General features: G+C 45.9%; 8 protein-coding genes. All 8 read left to right on the top strand.

All coding sequences use genetic code 11. From position 1 onward, the window contains the following. Positions 1 to 51: 51 nt before the first annotated feature. The 8 genes from M1L62_RS00410 to M1L62_RS00375 all read left to right on the top strand — a co-directional run bounded on the left by M1L62_RS00410 (position 52) and on the right by M1L62_RS00375 (position 13,923). Complete coding sequence (locus tag M1L62_RS00410; RefSeq protein WP_254411022.1) at positions 52 to 981, top strand: hypothetical protein; 930 nt, start codon at positions 52 to 54, stop codon at positions 979 to 981. Positions 982 to 1,056: 75 nt separating this feature from the next. Further along, positions 1,057 to 3,003 (top strand): caspase family protein, encoded by a 1,947-nt coding sequence (locus tag M1L62_RS00405; protein ID WP_254411021.1) that lies wholly within the window; start codon positions 1,057 to 1,059, stop codon positions 3,001 to 3,003. A gap of 49 nt (positions 3,004 to 3,052) precedes the next feature. Further along, complete coding sequence (locus M1L62_RS00400; protein ID WP_254411020.1) at positions 3,053 to 5,143, top strand: caspase family protein; 2,091 nt, start codon at positions 3,053 to 3,055, stop codon at positions 5,141 to 5,143. 82 nt (positions 5,144 to 5,225) lie between these two features. Then, positions 5,226 to 8,096, top strand: coding sequence for a virulence factor SrfC family protein (locus M1L62_RS00395; protein WP_254411019.1), 2,871 nt, complete (start codon positions 5,226 to 5,228; stop codon positions 8,094 to 8,096). Positions 8,097 to 8,099: 3 nt separating this feature from the next. Then, positions 8,100 to 10,451: a S8 family serine peptidase gene (locus M1L62_RS00390; protein WP_254411018.1), complete on the top strand. Its 2,352-nt coding sequence runs from the start codon at positions 8,100 to 8,102 to the stop codon at positions 10,449 to 10,451. A gap of 4 nt (positions 10,452 to 10,455) precedes the next feature. Continuing rightward, on the top strand, positions 10,456 to 11,283 hold the full coding sequence (locus M1L62_RS00385; protein WP_254411017.1) for a hypothetical protein: 828 nt from the start codon (positions 10,456 to 10,458) through the stop codon (positions 11,281 to 11,283). A 12-nt stretch (positions 11,284 to 11,295) separates the two neighbouring features. Next, on the top strand, positions 11,296 to 12,594 hold the full coding sequence (locus tag M1L62_RS00380) for a caspase family protein (RefSeq protein WP_254411016.1): 1,299 nt from the start codon (positions 11,296 to 11,298) through the stop codon (positions 12,592 to 12,594). Between the two features lie 72 nt (positions 12,595 to 12,666). Next, a complete protein-coding gene (locus M1L62_RS00375) occupies positions 12,667 to 13,923 on the top strand; it encodes a DUF5995 family protein (protein ID WP_254411015.1) in 1,257 nt (418 codons plus the stop codon). Positions 13,924 to 13,988 lie beyond the last annotated feature (65 nt).

Here is a 13,988-nt window from a genome sequence, read left to right as displayed (position 1 = left end):
GAAGTGGGTGTTGCAAGTTCAATGATTTGAAAGGAGAACTGTTATAGTCAAATGGCAAAAATAATCAGGCAGGTTAACATCAAAAGGCAGGAGTCGGATCAGGAGCCGATAGCAGTCGGGGAAGAAGTACCGCCCGCTGCGTTGCAGTTCAGCGATCCGGCACAATTTATAGCGGACTGGCTCATTGGGACATCCGGCGCGAAGCCATGGACATCACTCAGGGATAACCCTTTGTTTCAAAGCCCGTACAATCAGGCGACATCCGATATTACGGTCTGGCTGACAGAAATTATAAAGTCGTTCTTTACCTATGAGCACATCGAAATGATAGAAAAAGGTATCGTGACGAAAAATGTGATACAGGAACAGAAATTGAATGAAGTTCAAAACCAGCTCACGAGGGTCACCTTGGACAAGAATGATTTGATCGAACGCTTTCGGCGCATTCAGGACGACTTTGCCCAGAGAGATGCAGAATTGATCAGGGTTAATCGGATGTTAAAAGGTAGTGTCTCATTGTCAGAGATATTGCCCTACTGGTTCGGAAAAGACGATGACGTTTCCTTCTCATTGCGACAGATTTTGCAGGAAAATTTGCATAACCCGGATGACGAACTGGTCCGGTTCGCGATCATTGTTTCGAAAAGCTGGTCGAACCTGCAGAATCTGTTTGCGGATTTACCGGAAGGAGATGAGGACAAGTTGAACTTGGTGTATCCATTTCTTACCAGGTTTTTGCAGGAGATCAGCGGCATCGAAATTAGTCAGCGGAGGATTGTACTGGATGTCTTGGCAAAGGCATGTACTGTGCAATTCGGTAATTACATTTTTATTTCCCCGGAAGAAACATTGCGTGTTGATCCTGCTATTCACCAAGCTACCGGTGCGGGAAGTGAAAGTATTAAAGAAGGGAGAAGTTTTGTCGTGATACGAAGAGATACGCGCCAGACAGCACGGTTTGCAGAAATTGACGTGGTTTAGTTGGTATAAAATGAGTCATCCCACTCCCGGATCATTGTAGTTCCGGGATTAAATATTTTTTTAAGTCAGGATTCTATGAGATTTTTTTATTACTCCAATTACTGTGGCTTTTCAATTTCATTCGGTTTGGGACGGAGGGCTATAGTCGTGTCGCTGGTTATGGTATTGCTGTTGCACAGTCAACTCATTGCCCAGCGAGGATTTGTCAAACCTGACCGTCTTGCGCTTGTGGTTGGTAATTCCGGTTATGCAGGGAAACCGCTTCCGAATGCCAGGAACGATGCCCGCGACATGAAAAAGGCACTCGAAGACCTTGGATTTGATGTGATCCTAAAAGAGGACCTTGACCAGGTGGGTTTTGAGGATGCCCTTTCTGAATTCACTAACCGCCTGCGAAACTATTCCGTGGGGTTATTTTACTATGCGGGTCATGGATTCGAAGGGAGCGATAATATCAATTACCTCAATTCGATAGAGGTACGGAAGGGCTTAAATGAGACAATGGTCCGCCGGAAATCGGTAAGCCTCAACGATGTGATGTCGAGCATGAAGGAAGCCAATAGCCGGACGAATATATTGCTGGTAGATGCCTGCCGGAATAACCCCTACCGGTCTTGGGGCAGAACCGATAAGTCTGGTTTGGCAGCAGTGAATACACCCGTTGGTACCATTGCTTTTTTTGCCGCCTCGCCGGGGCAGGAGGCAGACGAAAACCCCACGGGACGTAATGGCTTATTTACACGCGAGCTATTGAAAAACCTTGGAACCCCGAATTTAGAATTGAGCCAATTCTTCAAGAGGACCGCACGTGCGGTTTCATCAGAAAACAAGCGACAGTCCCCGTATCAATCCGGGTTCATAACCGACGACTTTTATTTTAGGCCGGAAAGTTTGCCCATAGTCAATTATGAAGCAATGTTTAAAGAAGGGCAGCGCCTGTTTGATAATAAAGAATACGCAAAGTCGCTGCCGCTGATCAGGAAGGCTGCCGAAAACGGACATGCGGCAGCACAGAAGACTTATGGTAATTTTTACCTGGATGGCTTTGAGGTCGAGAAAGATCACAAAAAAGCCCTTGAATGGTACCGTACGTCAGCGGCGCAGGGTAGTGCCTTAGGCCAGAACAATGTTGGTGTTATGTATTTAAGGGGGTATGCTGTCCCGGAAAATGATGAGGAAGCAGTTGTTTGGTTTAGAATGGCAGCGGATCAGGGTCTGGCAATTGCTCAAAACAATATGGGAAACATGTATAACAAAGGAAAGGGCGTCAAAAAAGATTATAAAGAGGCATTAAGATGGTACCATAAGGCAGCGGACCAGGGCTTGGCAATAGCACAAAGTAGTATCGGAAACACATACTACAATGGAGAAGGCGTCACAAAAGACAACAAAGAAGCATTAAAATGGTACCGTAAGGCAGCGGATCAGGATTTGGCAATAGCTCAAACTAATCTGGGAAATATGTATAGTAACGGAGAAGGTGTTACGCAAGATTATAAAGAGGCATTAAAGTGGTACCGTAAGGCTGCGGATCAGAATAACGAATGGGCCCAATGGCATATTGGGCACCTCTATCATAACGGAAAAGGCGTCACTAGGGATTTCAATGAGGCTTTAAAATGGTACCGAAAATCTGCGGACCAGAACAATGGTTATGCGAAAAGTGACATTGGTTTTATGTATCACAATGGAGAAGGTGTCAAACAGGATTTTAAAGAGGCGGTAAATTGGTATCGTATGGCTGCTGATCTGGGTGTCCCGATCGGTCAAAATAACTTGGGAATCATGTATCGCGATGGAACCGGGATTACAAAAGATGAAAAACTGGCGGCGGTTTGGTTTGGTAAATCAGCTGATCAGGGTTTTGTCAACGCCCAGTATGGTCTGGCAGTCAGTTATCACAACGGGGCCGGGGTTACAAAAAATATAGATACAGCGGTTTTCTGGTATCAGAAAGCGGCGAAACAGGGTTTTAAGGCTGCTCAGGATGCACTCACAAAAATGGGTAAAACTTGGCGTTAGACTATGACTTTTCGGACGGTTATGCTTGCCTAAAACATAGCATTAATTTATGAAGCTGATCTATATAGCCAGTGTAAATTTTGAATACATGTTCTACCTCTCAAAATGGAGACTTATTGGTTTTTTGCTGTTTGCGTTGGTGGTCTGCAGTCATGACGCCGAGGCCCAATCTACACGTGCCTTTGAGAAAACCGATCGCCTTGCACTGGTAATCGGAAACTCTGACTATGGAGGAAAATCGCTTCCTAATGCTAAGAACGATGCGAGAGACATGAAACACGCGCTCGAAGACCTTGGATTTGATGTGATACTCGGAGAAAATCTGGGCCAGCTGGGTCTTGAAAATGCGATCTCCAACTTTACGAATCGTTTACGGAATTATTCGGTTGGCTTGTTCTATTTCGAGGGTCACGGATTTGAAGGAAGTGACAAGGAAAATTATCTTACTTCTGTTGACGTGTACGATGGATTGAACGAAACATTGGTCCGAAGTAAATCGATCAGTCTGACAGATGTCGTATCGAGCATGAGGGAGAGCAATAATAAAACCAATATTTTACTGATCGATGCCTGCCGTAATAACCCATATCGCTCTTGGGGGCGGTCAACCCGGCGAGGTTTGGGTGCAGTAAATGCCCCGCATGGCACCATCGCGTTTTTTGCGGCATCTCCCGGACAGGAAGCAGACGAAAATCCAGGCGGTCGCAACGGCCTTTTTACGCAAGAGATATTGCGTCATATCGCGACTCCGAATCAGGAGCTCAATCAGTTCTTCAAAAAGATATCTCTTGGTGTTAAGATCCAAAATTCAAATCAGCAACCTTATCAGGCAGGGTTTATTACAGATGACTTCTATTTCAAGCCGGTGTCAAAGCCTGAGCCCGTGGTCAAAATGGAGGCCGATTTGCCGATTAATCCTGCTGGAAATGCTTTCCGCAAAGGAAGGGCTTTATATGAAAATGCGGAATATAGTGCCGCATTACCTCTGATCCGCGAGGCAGCGGAAGGCGGTCACGCATCGGCGCAAAGGATATATGCCGAATTCTTTTACAATGGGTACGCTGTCACAAAAAATCATAAGACAGCACTGGCCTGGTATCAGAAGGCAGCAGATCAGGGAGAAGTTAATGCTCAGTTCGGTCTGGGACTAATGTATTTTAATGGATATGGCTCTGTGCGAGACTATCGCAAAGCGTCAGAATGGTGGAGTAAGGGAGCATCTAAGGGTAATGCAGCTTGTCAGTTCAATCTGGGCCTCATGTACCACACAGGAGCAGGAGTAAATAAGGACGAGGCAAAGGCGATCAGCTTGTGGCGTGAGGCGGCAGATCGCGGAAATAGCGCCGCACAGAATAATCTGGGTACTATGTATAAAAATGGAACGGGTGTAGACAAGGATGAGTCAGAGGCGATCAAATGGTTCCGTAAGGCTGCAGAAAAGGGAGATGCGGCAGCACAAAATAATTTGGCGAACATGTATAAAAATGGCTTGGGTGTGACACGCGATGCTACCGAGGCTGTTAACTGGTACCGGAAAGCGGCCGTTCAGGATGACAAATACGCGCAGCACAATATAGCCAATATATATGAAGAGGGGCTGGGTGTAACGAAGGATGAGGCAGAGGCTGTTAGTTGGTACCGCAAATCTGCAGAGCAAAATAATCCTGAGGCGCAGGCCAATCTGGGATATATGTATCATAATGGTTACGGGGTAGCCATAAATAAAACAGAGGCGCGGCTTTGGTACCGCAAAGCTGCCGAACAGAACAACGCTGTTGCTCAATTTAATTTAGGTATTATTTACAGTGAGGGGGACGGGGTTTTTGTAGATAACAAGGAAGCTTTACGGTGGTATCGTAAAGCCGCTGAGCAAGGATATGCCAGCGCACAGGATCATTTGGGAACGATGTATGCGTATGGGCGGGGAGTTGCCAAAGACCCGGCGGAAGCGGTAAAGTGGTACTACAGAGCCGCCTTACAGGGTGATGCAAGCGGCCAGTATAATCTAGCGAATATGTATGAGGAAGGTATGGTGGGGCACAAGAATCTTGCGACGGCAATACAGCTATATCAAAAGTCAGCACGACAGAATTTTAAACCCGCACAGCAAATTTTAAAAAAAATGGCAAAGTCCTGGTAGTGTAAATCCAAGTGAGCTGTTACAACAATCCATCTCATTCTATTAGCAGTCGTATAATCCGAAATCTTAAAATACCTAAGTTATGTCAGCAAAAAAGGCTCCGTATCATGATCTAATTGAAAATTGCAATGCATTGAGGCGGGCGATTCAGGAAGCCAAAAAATGGGCGGAAACCAACTTGCAGGGCGGTAAGAAAAATATTTTCATAGACAGGCTTAACGACATGAATCGAGTGCTCATGCGCTATCAGAACGCGGCTGGGAAACGGCCTGCGGTCGGTGTCTTTGGGCCTAGCCAAGTGGGTAAATCCTTTCTCGTATCAGGTATGAACAAAAGATCGAGCGATGGGGACACGTTTGTGATTGATGTAAAAACGGGCCGTCACTATAACTGTTTGAATGAGATCAATCCTAAGGGTGGCCAAAAAGAATCGACTGGCCTTGTTACAAGGTTTACAACTGACATTTCCCAGGGAAGTAATTTCAATAGTGCTGTTCCGCTTAAGCTGGCACGGCAGGCAGATATCGTTAAAATTATCGTGGATGGCTACCTGAGTGACTTGACAACGTGGACCTACGAATTGAACCGGGAAAACGTATTCAAAACATTTGAATCTCTCCGGCAAAGCTGCAACCCGACAGAGAGTGAGCAATTTACCAAAGATGATGTTTACGAGATCCGCGATTATCTCGAAACGGTGGAAAGGACCTATGGAGAAAGGGTCAATATCCGGGCGCTGAATGCCATTAATTATTGGGATGAACTGGCTGCCATCGTGCCTTTCCTGAATTATCAAACCCGCATGGAGGCATTGAAATTTGTATGGGGGGAAGTTCCGTTTTTTAATGACACCTTTTTGTCGCTCAGTGAAGGACTGAACCAGTTAAGGTTTGCCAGAGAGGTTGCTGTAAATTATGACAGTGCATTGGTCCCCCGTGAGATCTCGATTATCGATGTGGAACGATGGAGCGAGATTGGTATGAGCGAACGGGAGCTGAACGAAAAATACAGAGGGAAACTTAAAATCGCTTTGCCGGATAATCCGGGGCTGGTCGACGTAGAACTCGAAGGCGGCACGATCGTCCGAATGAACCGCGCCATCTTGTCCGGGCTTGGAGTGGAGCTGACCCTACACGTGCCTTCGTCTGTTGCCGAGGATCCGCAACGCAAATTTTTGAACGACGTCGATTGTCTTGATTTTCCGGGAGCAAGGAACCGTTCCGGGATCGATGAAAATGGCTTGAAAAGTGAAAAGGACAAACAGCTCGGGGTGTTTTTGAGAGGCAAGGTTTCTTTTCTGTTCAATCAATACGATCTGAACTTAGAGATCAACACCTTTCTAATGTGTTTGGGGGATGGCCAGATTGATAATTCGGCTTTGGTAAAACTTGCGTATAACTGGGTCAGTAATAACGTAGGATCCAGTGCTGAAAGCAGGGAGCAATTTGAATCCAAACTCCGCCGTAACTCTACCGAGGCCGACGTGGAAAGGTTTTCCCCTTTTATGGTTGTTTTTACAAAATACAATTCAACACTGCTCAAACAACCCAATAATGATCAACTGGGGCTGCCTGAAACATATGATCAGCGATGGATATCAAGGCTGGGGGCCAACTTCGACGATTTTTTCACGAGGCTCAGGCCCAATAGCAATGATAACTGGCTGACTAACTGGAATAAAATCGATGGTACTTTTAGAAACGCCTATTTCCTGAGGGACCCGAACTACTCAGAGGCCATTTTTTCAGGGGAATATCCAGTTAGCAAAATTGAGACAGGCATAAAGGAGGAATACCAGCAGACGATGCGGGATACGGAAGCATCCTTTCTTGAGAATGACCTGGTCAGAAAATTTGTGCGGAACCCGCAAAAATCATGGAACGAAACGTCTGTACCCAACAAGAGTGGTATTGATCACATCATCCGTAACATGACGCCAACCTGTAACCCGGCCGTTAAGTATGAACAGCTGCTGGATTTGATTTGCCGTATGCGATGCGAACTGAAAAAATTCCTGTTGACAGAAAGGGTAGGGGAAAATGAGGGAGAACGTTTAAGGGCAGCCAATATCAATTCGGCAAAAGTGACGACCAGCCTGGTTACCCAGAACATGCTCAAGCAGATATTTGGTTTTTTTCTGGAAAGCCTGATGTTGACAAAAAATACGGCCTGGAGTATTTACCACGACCTGGTCAATAGCCCGGTTGGCCAGGCATCAGAGGTCAGGTCCACTGCGCCCATGACAACCACAGGACGGATCTCGTTACATAAATATGCCGAGGAGCTGGGACTGGAAATTGCGGGTACTGAGAGTTCGGGCGCAATTCTGACATTATTGCTGCAAAGTGCCTTTTTTAGCGAATTACCGCTGGAAGAGCTAATCCCGATCCTGGAAGCGAACAATGTGGATTGGAGCGAAGCCGAAATTGTTAAGAGCAAAGACATGGCCGATATTTTTGCTGAAAAACTGCTATACACCGGATGGAGCAGAATGCTTGGTGACCTAAGCCGCAAATCGGGTGCTTTACACGCCGATGTACAGGATCTGGTGATCGATCATTTGAGAAAGAACGCCGAGCGTGTCGGGCTTGCAACCCACATCGCCGGTCTCGTGCGCAACGAAATAAACGCTTACCATCCGATCAATAATAACAATTTTGAACTGGTAGCCAGCATCGCTACCGCAGCCGTTAATTCTTACGTTTTAAACGCCGGGAATTTTACGGTCGAAGGCCCGCAAAGCCAAACAAAATTTTCGTCTCCTTCCAAAGCGGAAATAAGACTGGACGGTTCGTACCCAGGGAAAAGGATTTTTGAAGAATGGCAGATTGCCTATAAAACATCGTCGACATCCTTTGCGTTGGGCAAGCTGGCCGATAAGGAAGAATTGTATGCCCAGGACCAGTTGGCCCAGATTATACAGAAACTGCCATTAGAAGATTGTAACTGTTGATCTATGGCGTCATTTGTATTTTCTCGCAAGCTTTCGGGTTTCAGGCCGGTAATGTTGTTTGCCCAGCCGGTTTACCAGCGTTCTGAGCAGATCAGGGCCATTTTGCTGGAACGGCTGGGTGCCCGACACGCCACTTTATTTGGTGAACCCACAATTACCGCCGATGCCCTGAGCGGCAATGCGACTGCCTTATGGAGCAATCCGCTCATGAGCAACAGGGCCAGAGCACTTTCGGACCTTACCGGTACCGAGAAAGATCAGGCGGTCGAAAGGCTCAGGAATTTGCTGGACGACATGGATCAGCTGAGCACCACTTTAAAGGCCGATCCGGATCCTGTCAAACGACAATTGGGAGATCTGCTGGATAAAGCGTCCGAGTTACCCGGGGATGAATTTATTTTTGTCGAAGGAGAAGACCTCACTTTCGTCCTCTGGGGCTTTTATGCGGAGGTTGAAAATGCCCGGGCTTTCATTGTTCGTCGCTTTGTTAATGAACATCAGGTTGTCGTACCAAAGAAAACTGTTGTCCCGCCAATAAGCAAACCAGTAGAGCAGGCAGTTAGGCAAAAACGTGATTACAAATGGCTTTGGATTTTGCTGGGATTGCTGCTGCTGCTTTTATTGGCTTGGTGGTTATGGCGGCGGCAACCATTGTTGCCTGAGCGGCAGGGCGTGTTTGTTCCTGTGGACAGCACGAAGTTAATCGACAAACCGGGAGACCCGCTCAAGAGAAAAATTGTAGGCAACCGGTTGAATATCTATTTGGATAAATCAGCCAACCTGACGGATTTTGCCAAAAAGCTGGTGGCCGAAAATTCAGAGGAACCAATACAGGTGGTGTTCTATGAATCGGCATATAATCTCCTACAGGTGGAATTCGATCTGGGCAGCATTGAAATCTGGCGTTCGAGGTTAAAAAAGTATCCCGAAGTAAAACTGGTATTTGATGAAGCCATTTTCGCAGGCAACTACATCCCTTCGGACCCGGGGTTTTCGGTGATGGAAAACAACTATCATTTTAATCTGATCGAGGCTTTTAAAGCATGGGACATTACCCGGGGCGACAGTAGTGTAGTGGTGGCGGTTATCGACAATGGATTTGACCTGAGGCATCCCGAATTGTTGAATAAAAGCATCCTGCCCTGGAATGTTATCACCCATTCGGCTGCTGTAAACAGTGGTACTGGTGGTAAACTGGACCACGGGACGCATGTTGCTGCTCTGGCGGTGGGCCGGGACGAGAACGGGCGGGGGACAAGCGGTGTTGCCCCGAACTGCCGCCTTATGCCCATTCAGGTCAGCGACGACAGCAATAATATGTCAACACTCGCTTTGATCAATGCTGTTTTTTACGCCGTCAACAACGGTGCTGATGTGGTTAACCTGTCGCTTGGCGTACATTTTCCGACCAGCATATCCGAGGGGGTCCCGATCCCGGAGCAGGAGGCAACTGCGGACAGTGTTGGGAAGGAGGAGGAGGAAGTATGGAATATCGTTTTTGAGTATGCTGCGAGCCATCAGTGCGTAGTGGTGCAGGCCGCTGGCAATGACAACGTTTCAACTGTCCTTGACCCGATGAAACGTTCGAAATATGCAATCAATGTGGCGGCTTGCGATCCGGGGAAGACAAGGGCGGGGTTTAGTAATTTTGGATCAAAAGCTACGGTTACCGCACCGGGTGTAAGAATTTTCAGTGCTTTGCCCAATAACAGTTTTGACAGGAGGGACGGGACGAGCATGGCTGCTCCGATCGTTGCAGGTGCCGTTGCCCTGATCAAATCGAGCAGGCCGCAGCTCACGTTTGAACAAATTAAAAAGCTATTGGTGGACACGGGAATTCCGGTCTCGTCGGAACCTGATAAGCCCGTCGGTCCCCTTATCCAATTGGCGAAGGCGCTCGGCGTTCCGGTAGAGGCGGACCCGTGTCAGGCACAAATTGACAGCCTTAAAAGGGAGATTGAGAAACTAAAACTGACCGGCGAAAAACTCAGAATTCCGGATAATCCAAAGGACTGCAATTTTGCAAACGGGAACTGGCAAAGCAGCACCGATCTTGTGAATGTGCGCTCAAAAGAAAAAGTAGAAATCTTTTTCGAATTTAAACAAGGGTGTACCGGTACCATTACCTATCTGGAATCCGGAAAACTCAGGTGCAGCTCGCAGGTCTTGCTTTCGCTGGATCAGAGCACTTTAATGATCGATCAATTGGGGAGTGCAGCCTGTAATAGCCCGGGATTCGGATATGAGGCTTATACGTTTACCTGCAAAACAGACGGACTGGGTGATGCCCGTTGCGAAGGGACCCGAAAGAGTTCCAGTAAAAAAGAAGTGGAATTTGTACTTGTAAAACGCTGAAAACATGATCAATACCATATCAAAAAAGATCGTATTTGAGAAAGAAGAACTGGGCTTGGTCAAGGAATTCAGAATTGAATACGTCGCAGCAGTCGAAAAGATGATCGTCCTGGAAGCAGAGGGGGCCATTGAAATTTCGTCCAACAAGAGTATTTACTCCAAGAAGCTTACCGAAAAATGCAACAGGTTCGGTAACATCATGGCTACCATTCAGGTTAGGACTACCGGCAAATCGGGATCGGGAAAGATTGGGCAGATCAGTTATTTCGAGGGAAGCGAACAGAAGACAATTGAGGTATTTGTCGGTGCTGAGACTATGGAACCACCGGTAAAAAAAGCGAAGCCGGTTTCTGGTATTCAGAGAGAGAAACTAACAAAAAAGACACTTTTAATAGCATTAACGGCCGTGTGTGCCTGTGCGCTGGGTTACTTTATCTTTAAAAATTGGGGAGGTGATAACCCTGTCCAGGCGCGTGGCGGTGAGGTGCCGAATGTAGAAAGCCTAACGTCCAGAGATACCATATATGTCGGAATTTCTGATAATGTGGAGTTCCGGGGGAACCTGGAAGGCTTGTTACCCAAAGTGTTGCCGGCACATAAGTATCTTGATTTATATACATACGAGAAACGTTCGGCTGACACGCTGTATCAGTTGATGAAGAATAGTAAGATTCAGCTGATCGTGACTACCGGGAATGCGGATACTTCTGCGATTTTGCTCAGTAAACCTTACACAATGGGCGGAGGCAAAATTGGTATTCTTAAGACGGCAGCAAACCAGGATATTATTGAAAATATTAACAAGCAAATCGAAAACCCGACTATCGAATAAAATTGTTGAATTATGAAAAACGGACTTCTACTTTTTATTTTTTTTCTCGTTAACATCCCGTCTTTTGGGCAGACCATCCATTTTCTGGGCTTTATCAACACGGATCCCGGTGATCAGGCGATGAAGGGTAATCTAACAACCATTGCAGAACTAAATCAGCTGGCAGAAACGGTTAGAAAAAGTGGGCAGACAGTCAACGTTGTCTTCATGGAGTATAAAGAGCTTTCTGTCAGTAAGATTAAAAAATCTGTCCAGAGCCTCAAAACCGGGCCTGACGATGCGGTTTTTTGTTATGTTGCTTCGCATGGCTGGAACGACGGAACTACCGACACACCTATGATTGCGTTTAATAAGGCCAATCAGAATTTTGCATCCAACTCAATCAACCTGCGGGAGATAAGCGAAATATTCAGGACTAAAAATGTCCGCTTGAAAGTAGTGATCGGCGAATCCTGTAATGTGCTCGCCCCAGTCAAAAGGTCGAGAAGCGGACCTGAGCCTACCTATAATTACCAGGCTGAGGCGATCAGCCGCTTGTTCAGGGAGGCATCCGGAGAGATCTTGTTTTGGTCTGCGAAAACAGGGCAGAAGTCGGTGATTGATATTGAAAATGGCGGCGTGTTTGCTCAGTCATTTTTAAGCCAGCTAAGGAGAGAAATGTCAAACCCTGTCTCCCGGAATCCGGATTGGGAGCAGGTTATGAAAAAAACAAGTCTGGCCACTTCGTCCCGAGCGGACGATCTTGGGTTTGTTCAGAACCCTGAGCGAATCGTTACCGGTCTGAGATATGGCATTATCCCCTTCGCCAAGGCCGAGCGAATATTAGTGGAGGAAGAAAAGCCAAGTCATTACAAAGGCTTTGATTTGGAAATCAAGACCGACCGGGGCAGAGAAAATCTGGTTTATCAAAGGGCGGACACAATGAAGCTGTTTGTCAGGGTATCTCAACCGGCTTACCTCCGATTAATTTACTTATTGCAGGATGGCACTCAGACCCTTCTACTCAACAATTATTATGTTTCGTCCAAGGATACGAATACGTTCGTAACGGTGCCCGGACCTTTTATTTGCTCTTCACCATTTGGCGACGAATTGCTCATGGCTTTTGCGTCTGATTCGATCTTTCCTGCATTAAATACAACCAAGGTGGGAAAGTTTCATTTTATCAACGGGACGTTTAAGAATTCGGTCGAAAAGTCCCGCGGTATTTATAACGACTCAACGCAGACTGGGTCACCAATTCAAGTACCAGCAAGTGTGGGTGCGAAGATTGTTGAAGATAAACTTTTTGTTACCACCAAAGATAATTAGTCTTTTAGGAAGCTTTATTGTTACATTTTTTTTGGAAGTTCTATTCGCTATCAGACTTAAATTTCTGAAAGAATGAAAAAGAAAATCGCCTTTGTTTTTTGTGTATTTGTTCTGTTTAATCTGGCAGATCTGGTTTCGGCACAAAACGTTTGCAGATCTCCTTATGTCCAGGTACAGCTTGATAAATGCGGGCTGGACAAACTGCTTGGAACTGCCGAAACACCTGCCGAAGCAGAGAAGTTAAAAGAATTGTATTTACAAATGGAAGGGGCGATGAATGATCTTGCGAATTATAGAAATCAGTTCCTTACCTCCCGAAGATTGATTGATATTTTTCCAACCGCATATTTTCATACTACCCAATCAGAAATGAAATTAATCCGTAACGGTATTTATGAATATCCAGCTGAAAAATTGAATCAGCTTCTTGCTTTTTACGATGCATATAAAGTTAACAGGGAAAATTGGGAGAGAGGAAATTTGGCAAAGGTGGATACTCATTGGTTGACTCATTATAAAAAGGTTACAGAGATAGACGCAAAATCTTTCCGGACTCTTTTTGATCTGGAGACTGCGTTATCTACCAGTGTCGATGCGCATGTTAATTACGATTTATCCAGGGCAATCGCTTATGCATTCAAACATCGGATCAACAAAGATCTCGGCATGAGTGATCTACAAGCCGATTTTGATAATACGGATGCCATTTTTGGGCAAACCGTCAGTAATGTGAACAGGGACGTAGTCCAGACATTGAGCCTGACTATTCTCGACCAGCCACTTAAGCAATTTGCACTTTTTGTTGGAGCGAAATTCAAAGGCGACGGAGAAGTAATCGAAGGCCGGCACCAGGCATGGAATGATGCAGCAGCAGGTAGGGGCACTTATAGATCAAAGTTGGCCCAGCCAGTGACAGATCACCAGAAATTGCAGAAAGTTGGAGAAACCAATCTTTGTGAAGACGGCGATGAACTTACCCTTGAAGGAGGCTACGATCAAAATGGTTTGGACACCGGGATTAATTTACTGAGCGGAGATTTGCTGAGCATAAAAGCTACAGGCGAGATCGTGTTAGGTATGTGGGCTGGAAAGGGTGGGCCTGACGGTATAAAATTTTCCACTTACTATAGCTATGAAAAAAACATCTTACATGGTGCTCTAATTTATCGGACGGAAGAAGGGTCATGGACATTAGCAGGCAGTAATCTCAATAATACAATTCCTAATGACGGAGTGCTCAAATTAAATGTCAATGATAATGACTTTGAAAATAACAGAGGTGGTTATAAAGTCCGCATTACTGTTTGTCGTAAACCGGAATTAGAATAATATTCAATAAATGCATTCGATCTTTTTTACCAATAATAAATTGTTTCGGTTTAAAATTTCACTAT

Source organism: Dyadobacter diqingensis (assembly GCF_024220585.1).
In the GTDB taxonomy this organism is placed as follows: Bacteria; Bacteroidota; Bacteroidia; order Cytophagales; family Spirosomataceae; genus Dyadobacter; species Dyadobacter diqingensis.
Note: the sequence above shows the minus strand (reverse complement) of the source record. Positions and strands in the feature narration are given on the sequence as shown.